18 protein-coding genes are annotated in these 19,622 nt (G+C 71.1%); 14 read left to right on the top strand and 4 right to left on the bottom strand.

What is annotated here, in order from left to right; genetic code table 11:
• Positions 1-232: 232 nt before the first annotated feature.
• The 11 genes from BLW84_RS30185 to BLW84_RS30135 all read left to right on the top strand — a co-directional run bounded on the left by BLW84_RS30185 (position 233) and on the right by BLW84_RS30135 (position 10,906).
• Positions 233-535, top strand: coding sequence for an urease subunit gamma (locus BLW84_RS30185; protein ID WP_093272126.1), 303 nt, complete (start codon positions 233-235; stop codon positions 533-535).
• Positions 536-586: 51 nt separating this feature from the next.
• A complete protein-coding gene (locus tag BLW84_RS30180; RefSeq protein ID WP_093272125.1) occupies positions 587-970 on the top strand; it encodes an urease subunit beta in 384 nt (127 codons plus the stop codon).
• Positions 951-2,678, top strand: coding sequence for an urease subunit alpha (locus BLW84_RS30175; RefSeq protein ID WP_093272122.1), 1,728 nt, complete (start codon positions 951-953; stop codon positions 2,676-2,678). The genes BLW84_RS30180 and BLW84_RS30175 overlap by 20 nt, the downstream gene beginning before the upstream one ends.
• Before the next feature lie 121 nt (positions 2,679-2,799).
• Positions 2,800-3,492 (top strand): urease accessory protein UreF, encoded by a 693-nt coding sequence (locus BLW84_RS30170; protein WP_093272120.1) that lies wholly within the window; start codon positions 2,800-2,802, stop codon positions 3,490-3,492.
• Entirely contained in the window at positions 3,482-4,198 is a 717-nt protein-coding gene (gene ureG / locus BLW84_RS30165) for an urease accessory protein UreG (protein ID WP_093272117.1), read from the top strand. Before BLW84_RS30170 ends, ureG begins: the two co-directional genes overlap by 11 nt.
• Before the next feature lie 57 nt (positions 4,199-4,255).
• Positions 4,256-5,023, top strand: coding sequence for an urease accessory protein UreD (locus tag BLW84_RS30160; RefSeq protein ID WP_093272115.1), 768 nt, complete (start codon positions 4,256-4,258; stop codon positions 5,021-5,023).
• A complete protein-coding gene (locus tag BLW84_RS30155) occupies positions 5,020-5,916 on the top strand; it encodes an urea transporter (protein ID WP_177226766.1) in 897 nt (298 codons plus the stop codon). Before BLW84_RS30160 ends, BLW84_RS30155 begins: the two co-directional genes overlap by 4 nt.
• 295 nt (positions 5,917-6,211) lie before the next feature.
• Entirely contained in the window at positions 6,212-6,865 is a 654-nt protein-coding gene (pdxH, locus tag BLW84_RS30150) for a pyridoxamine 5'-phosphate oxidase (protein ID WP_093272109.1), read from the top strand.
• Positions 6,866-7,112: 247 nt separating this feature from the next.
• Positions 7,113-8,411, top strand: coding sequence for an MFS transporter (locus tag BLW84_RS30145; RefSeq protein WP_093272107.1), 1,299 nt, complete (start codon positions 7,113-7,115; stop codon positions 8,409-8,411).
• A gap of 102 nt (positions 8,412-8,513) precedes the next feature.
• Positions 8,514-9,917 (top strand): APC family permease, encoded by a 1,404-nt coding sequence (locus BLW84_RS30140; RefSeq protein WP_093272104.1) that lies wholly within the window; start codon positions 8,514-8,516, stop codon positions 9,915-9,917.
• 68 nt (positions 9,918-9,985) lie between these two features.
• On the top strand, positions 9,986-10,906 hold the full coding sequence (locus BLW84_RS30135; protein WP_093272101.1) for an aldose 1-epimerase family protein: 921 nt from the start codon (positions 9,986-9,988) through the stop codon (positions 10,904-10,906).
• A 100-nt stretch (positions 10,907-11,006) separates the two neighbouring features.
• Here the strand turns inward: BLW84_RS30135 and BLW84_RS30130 are convergent, their stop codons facing one another.
• Complete coding sequence (locus tag BLW84_RS30130) at positions 11,007-12,152, bottom strand: acyl-CoA dehydrogenase family protein (RefSeq protein WP_093272098.1); 1,146 nt, start codon at positions 12,150-12,152, stop codon at positions 11,007-11,009.
• Positions 12,153-12,293: 141 nt separating this feature from the next.
• Here BLW84_RS30130 and BLW84_RS30125 point away from each other — a divergent pair, with 141 nt between their 5' ends.
• The 3 genes from BLW84_RS30125 (at position 12,294) to BLW84_RS30115 (ending at position 15,516) form a co-directional block, all read left to right on the top strand.
• Positions 12,294-12,902, top strand: a complete 609-nt coding sequence (locus BLW84_RS30125; RefSeq protein WP_093272097.1) for a TetR/AcrR family transcriptional regulator — start codon at positions 12,294-12,296, stop codon at positions 12,900-12,902.
• Positions 12,899-13,825: a carbohydrate kinase family protein gene (locus tag BLW84_RS30120; protein ID WP_093272094.1), complete on the top strand. Its 927-nt coding sequence runs from the start codon at positions 12,899-12,901 to the stop codon at positions 13,823-13,825. The genes BLW84_RS30125 and BLW84_RS30120 overlap by 4 nt, the downstream gene beginning before the upstream one ends.
• 386 nt (positions 13,826-14,211) lie before the next feature.
• On the top strand, positions 14,212-15,516 hold the full coding sequence (locus BLW84_RS30115; protein WP_093272091.1) for a citrate synthase: 1,305 nt from the start codon (positions 14,212-14,214) through the stop codon (positions 15,514-15,516).
• Positions 15,517-15,738: 222 nt separating this feature from the next.
• Here BLW84_RS30115 and BLW84_RS30110 read toward each other — a convergent pair whose 3' ends face one another.
• From BLW84_RS30110 to BLW84_RS30100, 3 genes are all read right to left on the bottom strand, one after another.
• The gene (locus BLW84_RS30110) at positions 15,739-16,914 is read right to left on the bottom strand and encodes an ABC transporter permease (RefSeq protein ID WP_093272088.1); all 1,176 of its coding nucleotides are present in this window, start codon (positions 16,912-16,914) and stop codon (positions 15,739-15,741) included.
• Positions 16,911-17,822 (bottom strand): ABC transporter ATP-binding protein, encoded by a 912-nt coding sequence (locus BLW84_RS30105; protein WP_093272086.1) that lies wholly within the window; start codon positions 17,820-17,822, stop codon positions 16,911-16,913. Before BLW84_RS30105 ends, BLW84_RS30110 begins: the two co-directional genes overlap by 4 nt.
• Positions 17,823-18,028: 206 nt before the next feature.
• Positions 18,029-19,603 (bottom strand): glycerol-3-phosphate dehydrogenase/oxidase, encoded by a 1,575-nt coding sequence (locus tag BLW84_RS30100; RefSeq protein WP_093272083.1) that lies wholly within the window; start codon positions 19,601-19,603, stop codon positions 18,029-18,031.
• Positions 19,604-19,622: the final 19 nt, after the last annotated feature.

The following is a 19,622-nucleotide window of genomic DNA, read 5'->3' as shown; positions in this document are numbered from 1 at the left end:
GAGGACGTGGCGGGGCGTCGGGAACACAGTGCACCCGTCCACTTGGCGGAAGCAATCGGAATCGGTGGGGGAAATCTCCGAAATGAGCTAGATCACACGGCGATGTCGACGACGTAAAAATTTTAGTTAGCGGGGCAAAAAGTAGAAAAAAAGGTTGTAATGGGTAAATTGTCTGGAGTAAACCCGCTGGATACGGCGGACTCTGTCGGTCCTCGTATGTTAAATAGCTTTCATGCACCTTGCTCCTCATGAGCGCGACAAGTTGCTCGTCTACGTTGCGGCCCGCCTCGCGCGCGAGCGGCTGGACCGCGGATTGAAGTTGAACTACCCCGAAGCGGTGGCGCTGATCACCGATCACGTCGCGGAGGGTGCTCGGGACGGCCGGACCGTCGCCGAGCTGATGCAGAGCGGCCGCCAGGTGCTGCGCGCCGACCAGGTGCTCGACGGAGTGCCGGAGATGATCCACGACGTGCAGGTGGAGGCCACCTTCCCGGACGGGACGAAGCTGGTCACGGTGCACGACCCGATCACCTGACGCGGCGATCCGGCCAGCCCCAATCCCGTATCGACATCTCGAGGAGAGCTCATGCGTCCCGGGGAGATCATCACCGGCGACGGCCCGATTCCGCTGAATCCGGGCCGGGAACGCATCCGGATCACCGTCGTCAACCGGGCCGACCGCGCCGTGCAGGTCGGCTCCCACTACCACTTCGCCGCGGTCAACCCGGGCCTGGAGTTCGACCGGGCCAAGGCCTGGGGCTACCGCCTGGACGTGCCGTCGGGCACCGCCGTGCGCTTCGAGCCGAACATGGACCGCGAGGTCGACCTGGTGCCCGTCGGCGGCGGCCGGCTGGTGCGCGGCCTCCGGCTGGAGTACGCCGGCGAGCTCGACGCCCGCGACCACGAACCCACCCCGTTCACCTACGGCGAGAAAGGCGAGGGACACCACGGTGAGCACATCGTCCATTGACCGGTCCCAGTACGTCGAGCTGTTCGGCCCGACGACCGGCGACCGGATCCGGTTGGCCGACACCGATCTGCTGATCGAGGTCACCGAGGACCGCAGCCAGGGGCCCACCGGCTCCGGCGACGAAGTGGTGTTCGGCGGCGGCAAGGTCATCCGCGAGTCGATGGGGCAGTCCGCCGCGATCCGCGCCGAGGGCACGCCTGACGTGGTGATCACCGGGGCCGTCATCCTCGACCACTGGGGCGTGATCAAGGCCGACGTGGGCATCCGCGACGGCCGCATCGTGGGCATCGGCAAGGCCGGCAACCCCAGCGCCAACAACGACGTGGACAACTCGCTGGTCATCGGGCCGTCCACGGAGATCATCGCCGGCAACGGCAAGATCCTCACTGCCGGCGGCATCGACTCCCACGTGCACTTCATCTGCCCGCAGGAGATCGACACCGCGCTGGCCTCCGGGCTCACCACCCTGATCGGCGGCGGCACCGGACCCGGGGAGGGCAGCAAGGCCACCACGGTCACGCCCGGCGCCTGGAACCTCGGCCGGATCATGCAGGCCCTCGACTACATGCCGGTCAATGTGCTGCTGCTGGGCAAGGGCAGCACGATGCGCGGCGAGGCGCTGTGGGAGCAGCTGCGCGCCGGCGCGGGCGGCTTCAAGATCCACGAGGACTGGGGCGCCACGCCCGCGGTGCTGGACAGCGCGCTGCGGGTGGCCGAGGAATCCGGCGTCCAGGTCGCGCTGCACGCCGACACGCTCAACGAGGCCGGGTTCTACGAGTCGACCCTGGAAGCCATCAACGGCCGTTCGATCAGCGCGTTCCACGTCGAAGGCGCCGGCGGCGGGCACGCGCCGGACATCATCCGGCTCGCCTCGCAGCCCAACGTGCTGCCCTCGTCGACCAACCCGACCCGGCCGCACACCGTCAACACCATCGACGAGCACCTCGACATGGTGATGGTCTGCCACCACCTGAACCCGTCGGTGCCCGAGGACCTGGCCTTCGCGGAGAGCCGCATCCGGCCCTCCACCATCGCGGCCGAGGACATCCTGCACGACCTCGGCGCGATCTCGATGATGAGCTCGGACGCGCAGGCGATGGGCCGCATCGGCGAGGTGATCATGCGCACCTGGCAGACCGCGCACGTGATGAAGCGCCGCCGCGGTTCGCTGCCCGGCGACGGCCGCGCCGACAACAACCGCGCGCAGCGCTACGTCGCGAAGTACACGATCAACCCGGCCATCGCGCACGGCATCGCCAAACACGTCGGCTCCGTCGAGGTCGGCAAGATGGCCGACCTGGTGCTGTGGGACCCGAAGTTCTTCGGCGTCCGCCCGCACATCGTGCTCAAGGGCGGGTTCGCCGCGTGGGCGGCGATGGGCGACGCGAACGCGTCGATCCCCACGCCGCAGCCCTACATCGCGCGGCCGAGCTTCGGGGCGCAGCCGCGCGCGGCCGCGGCGAGCAGCGTGTTCTTCGTGGCGCCGGTGGCGCTGGACGCGCAGCTGCCGGAGCAGCTGCAGCTGAGCTCGCGGCTGGTCGCGGTCGAGAACACGCGATCCGCGGGCAAGGCCGACATGCTGCACAACGACGCCACCCCGGACATCCAGGTCGACCCGGACACCTTCGCGGTGGACATCGACGGCGAGCGCGTCGAGCCGGACCCGGTCGCCGAGGTGCCGATGGCGCAGCGCTATTTCCTGTTCTGACAGGCCGAAAGCCACCCGGCGGAAACCTTCGCCGGGTGGAGGGCGCCTCGCGGCGTCCTTCATCCACCTGCGGGACGAGGGGCCCGGCCCCTCGTCCCGGCGAGATCGAAGGGGGAGAGCGGTGCGAGCCGGTCTTGCGGTGCTGGCACTCGCGGACTCCCGGTTCCCCGGCGGGGGGCACGTGCACTCCGGCGGCGTCGAAGAGGCCGCCGCGCGGGGGCTGATCAAGGGAATCGGCGACCTGCGCGAATTCCTGTACGGGCGCTTGCACGGCGCGGGCGCCCTGCAAGCGGTGTTCGCCGCCGCCGCGGCGCACGCCGCGTCCCGCGGTGTCCGAAGTGGACACTGGCGGGAGCTGGACGTCGAACTCGACGCCCGCACCCCGTCCCCGGCGCAGCGGGAGGCCTCGCGCGCGCAGGGACGGGGCATGATCCGCGCCGGCAAGGCCGCCTGGCCGTCGCCGGTGCTGACCGAACTGGTGGCCGCGACCCCGCGGCCACACCATCCGATCGTGCTCGGCGCGCTGGCGGCCATCGCCGGGGCCGGGCCCCTGGAGGCCGCGCTGGCCGCCGGCTACCTGGCGGTCAGCGGACCGTCCTCCGCCGGCGTCCGACTGCTCGGGCTGGACCCGTTCGGCGCCAACGCCGTGGTCACCGAACTGGCCGGCGACCTCGACCGGATCGCCGCCGAGGCGGCCGCGGTGGCCGGGCTCGACCCGGCCGAGCTGCCCGCCCCCGGCGCCCCGGCGCTGGACCTGCTCGCCGAAGCGCACGATCGCCATCACCGGGAAGAGGTGCGTCTCTTTGCTTCCTGAACACGGACACGGCCACGGGCACGGTCACACGCATCCGGTCAACTTCGACCCGACCGCGACCGAACCGGACCCGTTCCCCGCCGAACCGCAGAACGGGCGCCCGTTCCGGCTCGGCATCGGCGGGCCGGTCGGCAGCGGCAAGACCGCGCTGACCGCAGCGCTCTGCCGCGCGCTGGGCCAGGAGATCAACCTCGCGGTCGTGACCAACGACATCTACACCACCGAGGACGCGGACTTCCTGCGCCGGGCCGGGGTGCTGGACACCGACCGGATCGAGGCCGTGCAGACGGGTGCCTGCCCGCACACCGCCATCCGCGACGACATCACCGCCAACCTGGACGCGGTGGACCGGCTCTCCGAACGGCACCCCGGGCTGGAGCTGGTCATCGTGGAAAGCGGCGGCGACAACCTGACCGCGGTGTTCAGCCGCGGGCTGGCCGACCGGCAGATCTTCGTGGTGGACGTCGCCGGCGGCGACAAGGTGCCGCGCAAGGGCGGACCCGGCGTCACCACCGCGGACCTGCTGGTGATCAACAAGATCGACCTGGCCGAGCTGGTCGGCGCCGACATGGAGGTCATGGTCTCGGACGCGCACCGGATGCGCGGCGAGCTCCCGGTGATCACCCAGTCCCTGACCCGCACGCCGAACGCCCCCGACGTCTCGGGCTGGGTCCGCGAGCAGCTCAAGGTCGGCGTCAGTGCCTGAGATGGGACGGCAGTTTCAATTGAAACTGCGCCCGGAACCGGCGGAAGGCGGTGCGGCGTGCGCGCCAGTGCGCTGCTGACCGTGGAGCTCGGCGCCGGCGGGCGCAGCGTGGTGCGCGAGCTCCGCTCGGAGGCGCCGATGACGCTGGTGCCGCGGCGCGCGGTGACGGCGAGCGCGGACGGCACCGCCGTGGTGCACCTGGTCGGTTCGGCGGCCACGCCGGTCGGCGGCGACCAGGTCGACCTGCGGGTCCGCGTCGGGCCGGGCGCCCGGCTCCTGCTGCGCGGCACCGCCGCCACCGTCGCCCTGCCCGGGCAGCACGGCGGGACCAGCCGGTCCACCGTGCACATCGAGGTAGGTGCCGACGGCGTGGTCGACTACCTGCCCGAAGCCACGGTGATCAGCGCCCGCGCCGATCACCAGGCCGAGATGCGCATCGAGCTCGGCGACGGCGCGCGGGCCAGGTGCCGGGAGACGCTGGTGCTCGGCCGGTACGGCGAACGGCCCGGCCGGCTGACCACCACGACGCACCTGGTGCGGTCGGGGACGCCGTTGCTGCGGCAGCGGCTGGACATCGGCGCCGACCGGCTCGGGGCGAGCACGGGTTACCTCGCCGGGGCGCGGGTGCTCGCGACCGAGACGGTCGTGTGGGGTGACGATCCCGCTGAGCCGGTCAGCGGCGAGTGGTGGTCTCTGGTGCCGCTGGCCGCGGGCGGCTCGATGGCCACCGCGTTGGGCGAGAACGCCGTGACCGCGGAACGCCGGCTCGCCGAGGCGATGGGGCACCACCCGGAGGCGAAGGAACTAGGAGTTCACAGCTGGTGAATACCACTTCGAAGGCAACGGAGCCCGAAGTGCGGCACGGCGCGCGGCATCTGCTGCGCGCCGTGCCCACGGGCATATCGCAGGTGTACCTGCAGGACAGCGTGCCCGCCGGACTGCTGTTCGTGGTCGCGCTGCTGCTGGCCGGGCCGCAGCTCGGGCTGGCCGCGGTCGTCGGCAGCGTCGTGGGCGTGCTGACCGCGGCGGCGCTGCGGATACCGCACGAGCGAATAGGCCAGGGCCTGTTCGGTTTCAACGGAACGCTGGTGGTGCTGGGAGCGGTCGGCTCCTTCCAGCCGCTGGGACTGGCGTTGCTGGTCGGAACCGCGGGGGCGGTCGTCGCGACGGTGCTGATGCGCATCGCGGACGCCTTCCTCACGGTCCCTGCCCGCACCGCCCCCTTCGTGTTCACCTACTGGCTGACCGTCTACTTGGGACACCGGCTCGACTGGGCACCCGCAGCCGCGACGACGCCGTCGCCGGTGCTCGGCCTGCACGGCGACTACCTCGGCCTGTTCACCGCCGAAGCGGAGGTGTTCCTGGTCAGCGGCTGGCTGCCGGGCGTGGTGATGCTGATCGGGTTGGCGCTGGTGCGGTTCCGGCTGGCCGTCGGCGCGTTCTGCGGCGCCGCCGCGTCGGTGCTCGCGGTCGAGCTGCTGCCGATCACGCCGCCCGACGTCAGCACCGGGGTTTACGGCTTCAACGCGGCCCTGGTCGTCGTCGGGCTGCTGAGCACCGGGCGCGGTTGGCGTTCGTGCGTCCTCGCGGTGCCCGCGGTGCTTTTGTTGCACGGCGCGATCGAGGCGGTCGGTCTGGTGCCGACCACGTTCCCGTTCGTCCTGGCGATGTGGACCGCGGATCTGCACCGGCGGTACCGTGGGCCGGCCCGAGTCTGATTGTTCCGTTTTAGCTGCTAAAGGGCATTTCGCCGGAAGGTGTGAGATGGCTGGCTCTGGCGGGTGAATCCGCCGCCTGCGGGCGTCCGAACGAGTGTGGGAACGATCACTGCATCGGTTGCGGAATCGATCGTGAAGCACCGCTGATTCGGCGTGCGTTCGGATCCCGTTTACCGTCGTACGCGTGGCTGGCGCCACCAATCGTGTCGCGCCGGCCGGTCCAACCCGTACCGTCCGGCGAACAGCCGGAGAAGTCGAGTCGTGCCGCTGCCGGGCGAGTCAGGGAGGAATGAGGATGTCGGAGGCCAACGTCGCGCTGCCGTCCATGCGCGTGTCCTACGAGGCGGGGGCGTTGGACGAGTCCTCGCTCGCCGCCACCTGGCACGAGCAGCTCCAGCTGTGGTTCGACGAGGCGGTGCGGGCCGACCTGGTCGAGCCGAACGCGATGGTGCTGGCCACGGCCGACGCCGAAGGCGTCCCGTCCTCGCGCACCGTGCTGTGCAAGGGATTCGACGAGCGGGGCGTCGTGTTCTTCACCAACTACACCTCGGCCAAGAGCCACGACCTCAAGGCCACCCGGGTCGCCGCCGCCACCTTCCCGTGGCTGGGCCTGCAGCGCCAGGTCAACGTGCGCGGCACGGTGGAGAAGGTCGAGACCGCGGAGACCGCGGAGTACTGGGGCGAGCGCCCGCGCGGTTCCCAGCTGGGTGCCTGGGCTTCGCCGCAGTCGCGGGTGGTGGCCAACCGCGCCGCGCTGCAGGCGTCGCTGACCGGCATCGAGCGGCGCTTCGCCGAGGCCGAGAAGGTGCCGGTGCCGCCGCACTGGGGCGGCTGGCGGATCCGCCCGGAGTCGGTGGAGTTCTGGCAGGGCCGCCCGGACCGCCTGCACGACCGCCTGCGCTTCCGCCGCACCAACGACCTCTGGACCGTCGAGCGCCTCGCTCCCTGAGTCCGGTGTCACCCGGGCGGCGGGCGATTTCGCGAGAAATCGATGTTCGCCCGGGTGGTCGTCGAATTCTCGCGAAATTCCGCATTTCGCTCCGAAGTCGACGTTTTCGCAGGTGAGGAAGGTTGTTCGTGCGGCGTATCGGCGGCTGGCGAATTTTGTCCGGTTCCGTCGACGGGTGTTAGACATCGGTCACACGGGGCGAAAATAGAATGCCGTTAGCCGTCCTAATCGCTAGTGTTTTGCATCTGTGCAGACCAGCAGCGGAACCCCGACCTCGTCCCGTCGATCCCTCCGGTCCCTGCTGGGCAAGGTCTTCCTCGACACCCGTCCGCTGAAGTACCCGGCGTACCGTCGGTTGTGGCTGTCGAACATCGTCACCGCCGTCGGCGCGCAGTTCTCCGCGGTCGCGGTGCCCAAGCAGCTCTACGACATCACCGGTTCCTCCGCCTACGTCGGCCTCGCCGGGATCTTCGGCCTGGTGCCGCTGCTGGTGTTCGGCCTGTGGGGCGGCGCGATCGCGGACACCGTCGACCGCCGCAAGCTGCTGCTGATCACCAACGGCGGGCTGGCCGTCAGCGCGGTGCTGCTGTGGGTGGTGGCCGCGGCGAACGTCCAGTCGGTGTGGCTGGTGCTGATCCTCTTCGCCGCGCAGCAGACGTTCTTCGCCGTGAACATGCCCACTCGCGGCGCTGCGATCGCCAGGCTGATCCCGGTGCACCTGCTGCCGTCGGCGCAGGCGCTCGGGGCCACGGTGTTCCAGCTCGGTTCGATCATCGGGCCGCTGCTGGCCGGCGTGTTGCTGCCGTTGCTCGGGCTTTCGGTGTTGTACCTGGTGGACGCGGTGGCGTTGGGCGCCGCGTTGTGGGCGGTGTTCCGGCTTCCGCCGCTGCCGCCGCAGGAAGGCGCCCCGAAGCGCGCCGGGCTGCGCGCCGTGCTGGACGGATTCCGCTACCTCGCAATGCATTCCGTGCTGCTGGCGTCGTTCCTGCTGGACATCATCGCGATGGTGTTCGGCATGCCGCGGGCGCTGTTCCCGGAGATGGCGGAGCGCACCTTCGGCGATCCGCCGGGCGGCGGGGCGGCGCTGGGCTGGCTGTTCGCGGCGATCCCGCTGGGCGCGTTCGCGTTCGGCGTGTTCTCCGGCTGGCTGCACCGGATCGCCCGGCACGGCGTCGGCGTCACCGTGGGCGTCGTGGCGTGGGGCATCTCGGTGATCGGGTTCGGCTGGTCGGACTCGCTGTGGCTGGCGGTGTTCTTCCTGGCCCTCGGCGGCGGCGCGGACCTGGTGAGCATGGTCTACCGGAGTTCGATCATGCAGGCGGCGGCCACCGACGAGATGCGCGGCCGCATCCAGGGCGTGTTCACCGTCGTCGTCGCGGGCGGCCCGCGGCTGGCTGACACGCTGCACGGCTTGGCGGGTGCGGCGGTCGGGACCGCGGCGGCCGTCACGGTCGGCGGCGTCCTGGTCGTCGTCGGCGCGGTCATCGCGGCGGCCCTGCTGCCCGCCTTCTGGCGCTACCGGGCCCCCGTTTCCGATCAGCAGTGATCGCGGACTGGGCAGGGTGCCACGCCTGGGCCGACCGCAGCAGTGCAGTTCGACCAGGGGTGGGCAGACAGCTGGACCAACCGCATTGCACACTTCTCAGCTATGGCCAACGAGACGACCGTGAACGACGACGCGCCCGGCGGTGCGCAGGAGCCTGGCCTCAAGAAGGTGATGGGCCCGAAACTGCTGCTCTTCTTCGTGGTCGGAGACATCCTCGGCACCACGATCTACTCGCTGACCGGCAAGGTCGCCGGCAAGGTGGGCGGGGCTCTGTGGGTTCCGTTCCTGGTCGCCTTCGTGGTCGCCTTCCTGACCGCGTTCAGCTATCTGGAGCTCGTCGGGAAGTACCCGAAGGCGGGCGGTGCGCCGCTGTACGTGCACAAGGCGTTCGGGGTGCACTTCCTGACCTTCATCATCGCGTTCGCGGTGATGTGCTCGGGCATCACCTCCGCCGCGTCGGCCGCGCAGGCTTTCAGCGGTGACTACCTGGAGGCGATCGTCGGCGACGGCGTCTCCTCGTGGGCCTGGCTCGTGGCGATCGGCTTCCTGCTCCTGCTGGGCGCGATCAACTTCCGCGGCGTCGGCGAGTCGGTGAAGATGAACGTGGTGCTGACCTGCATCGAGCTCACCGGATTGGCGATCGTGATCGTCTTCGGCCTCGTCGCGCTGATCTCCGGGACGCACAGCCCCGACGTCGATCCGGACCCCGGCCGGCTGCTGGAGTTCAACGCCGGCACCTCGCCGCTGCTGGCGGTCACCTCGGCGACCGCGCTGGCGTTCTTCGCGATGGTGGGCTTCGAGGACTCGGTGAACATGGCCGAGGAGACCCGCGACCCGGCCAAGACCTTCCCGCGCGCGCTGCTGCTGGGCATGGTCATCACCGCTTCGATCTACCTGTTGATCGCGCTGATCACCTCGACGCTGGTGCCGACCGACACGCTGGCGGAGTCCGACGGGCCGCTGCTGCTGGTCGTGAAGGCCGCGGCGCCGTGGTTCCCGCCGCTGCTGTTCTCGCTGATCGCGCTGTTCGCGGTGACCAACACGGCGCTGATCAACATGCTGATGGCCAGCCGCCTGGTCTACGGCATGTCGCAGGAGCGCATCATCCCGAAGCAGTTCGGGCTGGTGCACCGCACGCGGCGCACGCCGTGGGTGGCGATCGTGTTCACCAGCATCATCGCGGTGGCCCTGGTGAGCTCGCTGAAGATCTCCGACCTGGGCAGCACCACCTCGCTGCTGTTGCTCGTGGTGTTCGCGGTGGTCAACGTGGCGGTGCTGGTGCTGCGCAAGGACAAGGTCGAGCACAAGCACTTCAAGGCGCCCACCTGGGTGCCGGTGCTGGGTGCGCTGACCTGCGCGTTCTTCGCCAGCCCGCTGTCCGGCCGGCCGGGCACGGAGTACATCATCGCCGGCATCCTGCTGGGCGTCGGCGTGATCTTCTGGGCGGTCAACTTCTTCATCGGCGGTCGCCAGCAGAAGTTCGACGCCGCGAACCTGGGCAAGTAAGTCGCACCGGAGAGCCCTCCGAGCCGATTCCGTCGGCTCGGAGGGCTTTCTGCTTCTACAGTGGCGATGTGCACGAGCCTGTTCCCGCCACCGGGCGGCAGTTCGAGATCACTTCCGGCGCCGCGCGAGCCGTGGTCACCGAAGTCGGTGCGGCGCTTCGGGTTTTCGAGGTCGACGGGGTGCCGTACGCGGAATCCTTCGACGCGGACCGGCTGCCGCCGGGTGGCGCGGGCGGCGTCCTGGTGCCGTGGCCGAACCGGGTAGCCGGGGGCCGCTGGCTGTTCGACGGGGAGCCTCAGCAGCTGGCGCTGACCGAGCCCGCGCGGCAGAACGCGATCCACGGCCTGTTGCGGCACACCGCGTGGACCCTCGTCGAGCACGCCGAGTCCACAGTGGTCCTGCACGCGATGGTGCCCGCGCAGCCGGGCTGGCCGGTACCGCTGCTGACGTCCATCGGCTACGCCCTGGACGAAGACGGCCTGACCGTCACGCACACCGTGGAGAACCTCGGGGCGCGGGCGGTTCCGTTCGGGGTCGGCGTGCACCCGTATCCGCGCGCGGGCAACGCCGAGACCGACGACTGCACGCTCCGGCTGGCGGCGGCGACGGTGCTGCCGGTGGACGCCGACCGGTTGCTCCCGGTGCGGCCGCCGCGGGGCCTGCAGGGCGACGAGGTGGATTTCCGCACCGGGCGCCGGCTGGCCGGGGTGCTGCTGGACACCGCCTTCGGCGGCGCGACCCCGGCGCCGGGCGACGGCCTCGTGCGCCACAGCCTCACCGATCCGAACGGGCGCGGCGTGCAGCTGTGGGCCGACCCGGTGTTCAAGTGGGTCCAGGTCTACACGGCGGGCGAATTCCCGGGGCGGGGCAGGGCGATCGCGATCGAGCCGATGACCTGCCCGCCGGACGCCCTGAACTCCGGGGTGGACCTCCTGGTCCTGCAACCGGGCGAGGACTGGATCGGCCACTGGGGCCTCAAGCCCTTCTGACCGTCCTCCCGGGTTCCTCCGCGGACCTCCGGTGGGTCGGGGCAGGACATGCCGGAGGTTGTGGAGGACTGCCGCGATTCACCGGGAATTGCGGATGGGGTCAGTGCTTCGCGAGGTGGCGGGCGATGAGCATGCGCTGGATCTGGTTGGTGCCCTCGAAGATCTGCAGGACCTTCGCCTCGCGCATGTAGCGCTCCGCCGGGAAGTCGCGGGTGTAGCCCGCGCCGCCGAGCACCTGGACGGCGTCGGTGGTCACCTTCATCGCCGCGTCCGTCGCGACGAGCTTCGCCACCGACGCCTGCTGCCCGAACGGCAGCCCGGCGTCCCGGCGTCGCGCGCCGTCGAGGTAGGTCGCCCGGGCCGAGTGCACGGCCGCGGCCATGTCGGCGAGCAGGAACTCCAGGCCCTGGAACTCGATGATCGGCCGCCCGAACTGCTGCCGCTGCTTCGCGTAGTCCACCGCGAGGTCCAGCGCGGCCTGCGCCAGCCCGACCGCGCAGGCCGCGATGCCGAGGCGGCCGGAGTCCAGCGCCGACAGCGCGATCTTCAGGCCGTCGCCCTCGGCCCCGATGAGCCGTTCCGCGGGCACCCGCGCGTCCTCGAAGTACAGCGGCGTGGTCGGCGAGCCGGTGAGCCCCATCTTGTGCTCGGGCGGGCCGGCGGAAAGCCCCGCCGTGCCGCCGTCGACGAGCAGGCAGCTGATGCCGCGCGGCCCGTCGTCCGAGGTCCGGGCCATGAGCGTGTAGAAGTCCGCCACGCCGCCGTGGGTGATCCAGGCCTTGGCCCCGTTGACGGCGTACGAGTCGTCCTGCCGCGCGGCCCGCGTGCTCAGCGCCGCCGCGTCGGAGCCGGCGTGCGGTTCGGACAGCGCGTACGCGCCGAGCAGTTCGCCGCCGATCATCTCCGGCAGCCAGCGGGAGCGCTGCTCCGCGCTGCCGAAGTGGGCCAGCGGGAAGCAGCTCATGGTGTGCACCGACAGGCCGACGCCGACGGTCATCCAGGCGCTGCTGAGCTCTTCGAGCACCTGCAGGTACACCTCGTACGGCTGGGCCCCGCCGCCGTGTTCCTCCTGGTAGGGCAGGCCGAGGAAACCCGCCTGGCCGAGCAGTCGGAAGGCGTCGCGCGGGAACTTCTCCGCGGCCTCGTCGCCCGCCGCGCGCGGGGCGAGCTCATCGCGGGCGATCTCGCGGGTCAGCGCGAGCAGGTCGGTGGCTTCTGCGGTGGGAAGCAGACGTGGGACGGGCATGGCGGATCGCGCTCCTGGTGCCAGTGTGACAGCTGCCGGTAGTACTGATGGCAGTACTGTAGGACGTCTTCCAGTACTGTGGAAGTCTCACCAGTAGGAATCCGCGCAACCATTCGAGGGTGCTGTGGCAGGCTTCGTCCGATGACCACCTCCGAAGGCCGTCGCCGGCCGGTGAACGCGCGGCGGGCCCAGCTGCTGGACCGGCTGCGCGACCTGTTCCTCGCGGAGGGGTTCGCGCACTTCACCCTGGACGATCTCGCCGCCCGGCTGCACTGCTCCAAGTCGACGCTGTACACGCTGGCGGGCAGCAAGGAGCAGCTCGCCGTCCGCGTCGTCGCCCACTACTTCAAGAGCGCCACGCAGCAGGTCGAGCAGCGGGTCGCGGCGGCCGACGACGTGCGGGAGAAGGTGCGGGCGTACCTGGATGCCGCGGCCGAGGCGCTGCGCCCGGCGTCCCGCGAGTTCATCGACGACATGGCCGCCAACATCGCGACCCGCACCACCTACGAGGCCAACGCGCACGCCGCCGCGGACCGGCTCCGCGGCTTCATCGGCGAGGGCGTGCGGCAGGGCGTGTTCCGGGAAGTGCACGCCGCGTTCGTCGGCGAGATGGTCGGGCTGACCATCGTCGGCATCCAGCGCGGCGAGATCGGCGAGCGCACCGGCCTGTCCGACGCGGCGGCCTTCGAGGCGTTGTCGCAGTTCCTGCTCGGCGGGCTGATCGCCCAGTACACAGTGGAGGAAAAGTGATCGTCATCGGCGGTGAGGCCCTCGTCGACCTCGTTCCGGACCCGTCCACGGCCGACGGCGAACTCGGACCGCTGCACCCGCTCCTCGGCGGGGGTCCGTACAACGTCGCGATCGCGCTGGGGCGGCTCGGGGTTCCGGCCGCCTTCTTCGCCCGGCTGTCCACGGACCAGTTCGGCGACAAGCTCCTCGAACGGCTGCGGTCCTCCGACGTGGACGTCGACCTGGTGCAGCGCGGTCCGGAGCCGACGACGCTGGCCGTGGTCGGGCTGGCCGAGGACGGTTCGGCCCGCTACAGCTTCCACACCGAAGGCACCGCCGCCCGCTTCGTCGAGGACCGGCCGCTGCCCGAGCAGGCCACCGCGCTCTGCCTGGGCACCCTCGGCATGGTGCTCGAACCCGGCGCCTCGGTGTACGAGGAGGTGCTGTTCCGGGAGGCCGCGCGCGGCCGGTTCATCGCGCTGGACCCGAACATCCGCGCCGACCTGATCGCCGACGCCGACGCCTACCGCGCGCGGTTCGCCTCCTGGCTGCCGTCGGTGGGGCTGCTGAAGGTCTCGGACGACGACGCCGAATGGCTCGCGGGCGGCGGGGACGTGCTCGCCGCGGCCCGCGAGTGGCAGCGCGGCGGCCCGGCGGCGGTGGTGCTGACCAGGGGAGCCGACGGGCTGACGGTGGTGACCGGCGACGGCGAGGTGTCGGTGCCGGGCGTGCGGGCCGAGGTCGCCGACACCATCGGCGCGGGCGACACCGTGCAAGCCGCCCTGCTCGCGTGGCTGCACCGCAACGACGCGTTGTCGGCGGGCGCCGTCCGCGCGCTCGACCGCGAGCAGTGGGCGCAGGCGCTGCGGTTCGCCGCGGCCGCCGCTGCGGTCACCGTCTCCCGACCGGGTGCCGAGCCGCCGTGGGCCGCCGAGTTGGCCTGACGGCCGGCGAACCGCCTCTGACGTGCGCGAGGACACCTTGTGAGGTAAACCGCGCGAGGCCGACCGGCCGAGATCGGGTTAGCCCGATCGGATGGGCCAGTTGGTCACGATGAACTGCTCGTTCGGCTTCGGAGCGTCGAAAATTTTCCGCCGGAAGCGCCCCGATGTGATGTGATCGTGGTCCCACCTGCCAAAAAGCCGAAACGCGATTGCTGCGCTAGGGCCCCCCTGCGGTCTAGCGTGACTACTGACAGGACCCCAACGGGGTGGTGCTGCGGCGGTTCGGACACCCCGACCGGCGCGCGGGCGACATAGCAGCCCTGCCGCTTGGCTGGGCAATCGCGGTCGCCTCGACACGCACCCCGACGAGCGCGAGAGGTTCCCGAATGCCCGACGACGTGACCGCCAAACGTACCGTCGCGCTGCGCTATGACGCCGGCGAGCACGAAATGCAGGTGAAGCAGCCGACCGAGGGCGCCCCCGGGGTGGATCTCGGGAAGCTGCTGGCTCAGACCGGTTTGGTGACGTTGGATCCGGGCTTCGTCAATACGGCGGCCTGCCTCTCCGACATCACCTACATCGACGGTGACGCCGGCATCCTCCGCTACCGCGGCTACCCGATCGAAGAGCTCGCGGCGAAGTCGAACTTCATCGAGGTCAGCTACCTGCTGATCTACGGTGAGCTGCCGACCCAGCAGCAGTACGACGAGTTCGCCGAGCGGATCCGGCGGCACACCCTGCTGCACGAAGACCTCAAGCAGTTCTTCGACGGCTTCCCGCGGGACGCGCACCCGATGCCGGTGCTGTCCTCCGCGGTCTCCGCGCTGTCCACCTTCTACCAGGACAGCCTCAACCCGTTCGACAAGGACCAGGTGGAGCTGTCCACCGTCCGCCTGCTGGCGAAGCTGCCCACGATCGCGGCCTACGCCTACAAGAAGTCGGTCGGCCAGCCGTTCCTGTACCCGGACAACTCGCTGGGCCTGGTGGAGAACTTCCTCCGGATGACCTTCGGCTTCCCCGCCGAGCCCTACGAGGTCGACCCGGTGCTGACCCGCGCCCTCGACCTGCTGTTCATCCTGCACGCCGACCACGAGCAGAACTGCTCCACGTCGACGGTCCGGATGGTCGGCTCGGCCGAGACCAACCTGTTCGCCAGCATCTCGGCCGGCATCAACGCTCTGTTCGGCCCGCTGCACGGCGGTGCGAACAGCGCGGTGCTGGAGATGCTGGAGGGCATCCAGGCCAACGGCGGTGACGTCGACTCGTTCGTCAACCGGGTCAAGAACAAGGAGCCCGGCGTCCGGCTGATGGGCTTCGGGCACCGGGTCTACAAGAACTACGACCCGCGCGCGGCGATCATCAAGAAGACCGCCGACGAGGTGCTCGGCAAGCTCGGGGCCAACGACCCGCTGCTGGACATCGCCCTGAAGCTCGAGGAGAAGGCGCTCGCCGACGACTACTTCGTCGAGCGCAAGCTCTACCCGAACGTCGACTTCTACACCGGCCTGATCTACAAGGCGATGGGCTTCCCGACGAAGTACTTCACCGTGCTGTTCGCCCTCGGCCGGCTGCCCGGCTGGATCGCGCACTGGCGGGAGATGCTGGAGGACCCGGCCCGCAAGATCAGCCGTCCGCGGCAGGTGTACACCGGTTCGCCGGAGCGCGCCTACCAGTCCATCGACCAGCGCTGAATCGAAACCTGAATCCAGTCGGTCGCCGACGCGACCGACCAACGTGCGGCCCCGGACACCGGCCTCTCGGCCGGTCCCCGGGGCCGATCCGTGTCCAGACGGTTTTCCAGGCTCGTTTTGCGTAGCGGTGCACGGGGGTGGGCTAAGCGCCTGCGCCGCTTGCGGCGACTCCCGCACCGCACCGTCGAGCGTCGCGGCGGCGGTTTCGCCCCCTTGGTTCGGTCAGGCGGCGCGGAGGGCGTCGCGGAGCTTCACCCGGGCTCCGGTGTGCAGCACCGCGTTGCTGTAGATGCGGCCGCCCAGGCGGAGGAGCACCGCGACCGCCGCGATGCTCAGGACGACCGACAGGGCGATTTCCCACGGGGCGGCGACGCCGAGGGCGATGCGCATCGGCATCAGCGTCGGGGAGAAGCCCGGCACCAGCGAGAGCACCGCGGCGAGCGTGCTGTCCGGCGAGCCCGGCAGCATCGAGACGCCGATGACGAACGGCACGACCAGGACCATGATCACCGGGCTGATCACGTTCTGCAGGTCCTCCTGGCGGGACACCAGCGAAGACGCCGCGGCGAGGACCGTCGCGTAGGTGAAGAACCCGAGCAGGAACCAGGCCAGCCCCCAGCCGAGCGTGTCCGCCAGCGCCGCGGACGGCAGCGTCAGCACGCCACCGACGCCGGACGCGATCAGGCCCGCGGCGGCGATGATCACCAGCTGCAGCAGGTTCGTCAGGCCGATGCCGATCACCTTCCCGGCGAGCAGCTGGGTCGGCTTGATCGTGGACAGCAGCAGCTCGACGACCCGGCTGGACTTCTCCTCCACGACGCCCTGCGCGACCATCTGGCCGCCGATGATCAGGAACATGTAGAGCACGACGCCGGCCGCGATGGCCAGGCCGAGCCGCTCGCCGAGGTGCGGGTCCTCGGTCTCCAGGCTGGTCACGAAGACGTGCGCGCTCTCGGTCGCGGCGCGGACCCCGGCCGGATCCAGCCCGACGCGGGCGAGCTCGGCGTTCATCGCCTGCTGCTGCACGACCGCGTCCAGCGCGGCCCGCAGCCCGCCGTCCGGGCTCCGCTTCACCACCAGCCGCGGCGCGTCCGGCGTTCCGGTGATCAGCGCCTCCAGGTCGCCGTCGCGCACCTGCCGCTCGCCCGCGGCCTCGTCGACGGTGCTGATCTCGAAGGACTGGCCGAAGGCCGTGCCTGCGGCCTGCAGCGGCGCGCCGACGGCCGCCGCCTGCGCGGTGACGCCGACCTTCGTCGTGCCGGCCTGGTGGCCGATGAACGTCATGAGCGCCGCGTAGCCACCCATGATCAGGATGGTGGCGAGGGTGCCGACGATGAAGGCGCGGGTCCGCACCCGGGTGCGGATTTCCCGGCGGGCGACCAGCCAAACGGGGCTCATGCGGCGGGCTCCTCGGAGACGACGTTGCGGAACAGTTCGGTGAGCGCGGGCCGCTGCCGGCTGAACTCGCGGACCGGGCCGGTGGCCAGCGCGGCCTTGAGCACGGCCTGGTCGTCCGCGTCGTCGGCGAGCCGCAGCGTGGTCCGGCTGCCGTCGACCTCGACGACCTCGGCGCCGGGCACGTCGTCGGCCCAGCCGGCCTGGGCGTCGGGTGCGTCGACGACCAGCGTCGCGGGCCCCTGGTCGCGGAGTTCGGAGACGGTGCCGCAGGCCACCAACTGTCCACTGCGGACGATGCCGACCCGGTCGCACAGTCGCTGCACCAGGTCGAGCTGGTGGCTGGAGAACACCACCGGCACTCCGGAGGCGCATTTCTCCCGCAGCACCTCGCTCATCACGTCCACCGCGACCGGGTCGAGCCCGGAGAACGGCTCGTCGAGGATCAGCACCTCCGGGTCGTGCACGAGCGCGGCGGCCAGCTGCACCCGCTGCTGGTTGCCCAGGCTGAGCTTCTGCACCTCATCGCCGCGGCGGGCGGCCAGCCCGAGCCGTTCGGTCCACCGCTCGGCGGCGCCACGAGCGTCCGCAGAGGACAGACCGTGCAGTTCGGCGAGGTAGGCGAGCTGCTCGGCCACCTTCATCTTCGGGTAGAGACCGCGTTCCTCCGGCATGTAGCCGATCCGGCGGCGGGCTTGCAGGTCCAGCGGCGCGCCGTTCCAGCGCACCTCGCCGGAGTCGGCGGCCAGCACGCCGAGCGCGATGCGCATCGTCGTGGTCTTGCCGGCGCCGTTGCTGCCGACGAACCCGAACATCTCGCCCGCGCGGACCGAGAACGTCATCTCCCGCAGCGCGATGACGTCCCCGTAGCGCTTGGAGATCCGGTCGATCTCCAGTTCGCGATCAGGCATCCCGTCTCCCTCGATTGGTGCTCGAATGTCGATTCTGCCTGGTGACGGGCGAATATGTGGGATATTTGCGTTTGTCGGGAGGCGGCGCGAGGCTGAATCGCCGGGGCGGCCCGGACTTCGAGCGTTCTGGGGCCGTGCGTGTTTTGTGCTGCTACAGCAGCACAAAACACGCACGGCCCGTGATCGGGCGGAACTTCCGCGCTTGCTCAGCCCGAAACGCCGTGCAGCGCCCGCTCGACGAGCGCTTCGACCGCGGAGAGGGCCGACTCGCGTTCCGCCGGGTTCAGCCCGACCCGGCTGCGCCGGTCCAGGACGTCCGCCGCGTCGAGCGCGCCTTCGTGGCGGATCGCCCAGATCACTTCGGCGGCCGTCAGCCGCAGGCCTGGCACGATCGGCTCCGCGAGATCCGGGTCGAACTCGGCCAACGCGGCGAGGCGCGCGGCCTCGGTGCCGTACTTCGCGACCAGCCGAGCCGCCGCTTCGACATCGGTCAGGTGCCGCCGCGGCGCGGCGCCGACCAGCGCCACGGCCGCGGTGCGCGACGGTCCGGCGGGCAGCCCGCCGGTGCGCACCGCCGCGTCGACCGCATCGGCGGCCATCTTCCGGTAGGTGGTGAGCTTCCCGCCGACCACGGTCACCACACCGTCCGGCGAGGTCAGCACCGCGTGCCGGCGCGACAGGTCCGCCGACCCCTTGGCGCCCGGCTGCGCCAGCAGCGGCCGGAGCCCGGCGAACGAACCGAGGACGTGCCTGCGCTCCAACGGCTGCCCCAGCACGTCGCGCACACCAGCGAGCAGGAAGTCCACATCGGACTGCGGAACCTCGGGAACGGACGGGATCGGCCCGGGCACCGGTTCGTCGGTCAGCCCGAGCAGGGCGCGGCCGTCGGACTGCGGCAGGAGCAGCAGGAACCGGCCCGACTGGCCCGGGATCGGCGCGACCAGCGCGGTGCCCGCGATCCCGGCGGCCTCCGCGTCGACCAGCAGGTGCGATCCGCGCGACGGCCGCAGTTCGACGTCCGGCGCGAGCTCACCGGCCCACACCCCGGCCGCGTTCACCACCGAACGGGCCCGGATGCGCAGCGATTCGCCGGTCCGCTGGTCCACCGCGTCGGCGCCGCGGCCGTCGAGCTTGCGCACGCGCACGCGGGTCAGGACGCGGGCGCCGAACCCGGCCGCGGTGCGCGCCAGCGCGACGACCAGGCGTGCATCGTCGACGAGCTGGCCGTCGAAGCCGAGCAGGCCGCCGCGCAGGTCGGCGGAGCGCAGGCCCGGGACGAGCGCGAGCGCCTCCGCGGCGGGAATCCGCCGGGGCGGCGGGAGCACGTCGGACGGGGTGCGAGCCGTGCGGCGCAGCGCGTCGCCGGCGTGCAGCCCGGCGGCGAGCACCAGCTCGGAGCGGCGCGACACGCTGCCGTGCAGCGGGATGAGCTGCGGGAGCGTCCGCACGAGGTGCGGCGCGGTTCGCGTCATCAGCACGTTGCGCTCGACGGCGCTTTCGCGAGCCAGCGCGATGTCGCCGTGCGCCAGGTAGCGCAGCCCGCCGTGCACGAGCTTGCTGGACCAGCGGGACGTTCCCCAGGCGAGGTCCTCGGCCTCCACCAGGGCGACCGAGAGCCCGCGCGCGGCCGCGTCCAGGGCCGTTCCGGCGCCGGTCACGCCGCCGCCGACCACCAGCAGGTCCACCTCGTCTTCGGCGACTGCGGACAGGTCGGCGGTGCGGCGCGCGGCGTTCAGCGAGGTGGCGCGCAGCGAACCGGCGGGCAGCGGGGTGGTGATCATCGGACCTCCGGGCGGGTCG

Source organism: Saccharopolyspora shandongensis, assembly GCF_900106995.1.
Classification (GTDB): Bacteria; Actinomycetota; Actinomycetes; order Mycobacteriales; family Pseudonocardiaceae; genus Saccharopolyspora; species Saccharopolyspora shandongensis.
Note: the sequence above shows the minus strand (reverse complement) of the source record. Positions and strands in the feature narration are given on the sequence as shown.

What these genes read in the sequence shown, in the direction of transcription:
- BLW84_RS30125 (WP_093272097.1), top strand. Translation starts at nt 12,294, where the DNA reads ATGACCACCTCCGAAGGCCGTCGCCGGCCGGTGAACGCGCGGCGGGCC.
- BLW84_RS30185 (WP_093272126.1), top strand. Translation starts at nt 233, where the DNA reads ATGCACCTTGCTCCTCATGAGCGCGACAAGTTGCTCGTCTACGTTGCG.
- BLW84_RS30115 (WP_093272091.1), top strand. Translation starts at nt 14,212, where the DNA reads ATGCCCGACGACGTGACCGCCAAACGTACCGTCGCGCTGCGCTATGAC.
- BLW84_RS30140 (WP_093272104.1), top strand. Translation starts at nt 8,514, where the DNA reads ATGGCCAACGAGACGACCGTGAACGACGACGCGCCCGGCGGTGCGCAG.
- BLW84_RS30130 (WP_093272098.1), bottom strand. Translation starts at nt 12,152, where the DNA reads ATGCCCGTCCCACGTCTGCTTCCCACCGCAGAAGCCACCGACCTGCTC.
- BLW84_RS30110 (WP_093272088.1), bottom strand. Translation starts at nt 16,914, where the DNA reads ATGAGCCCCGTTTGGCTGGTCGCCCGCCGGGAAATCCGCACCCGGGTG.
- pdxH (WP_093272109.1), top strand. Translation starts at nt 6,212, where the DNA reads ATGTCGGAGGCCAACGTCGCGCTGCCGTCCATGCGCGTGTCCTACGAG.
- BLW84_RS30105 (WP_093272086.1), bottom strand. Translation starts at nt 17,822, where the DNA reads ATGCCTGATCGCGAACTGGAGATCGACCGGATCTCCAAGCGCTACGGG.
- BLW84_RS30100 (WP_093272083.1), bottom strand. Translation starts at nt 19,603, where the DNA reads ATGATCACCACCCCGCTGCCCGCCGGTTCGCTGCGCGCCACCTCGCTG.
- BLW84_RS30180 (WP_093272125.1), top strand. Translation starts at nt 587, where the DNA reads ATGCGTCCCGGGGAGATCATCACCGGCGACGGCCCGATTCCGCTGAAT.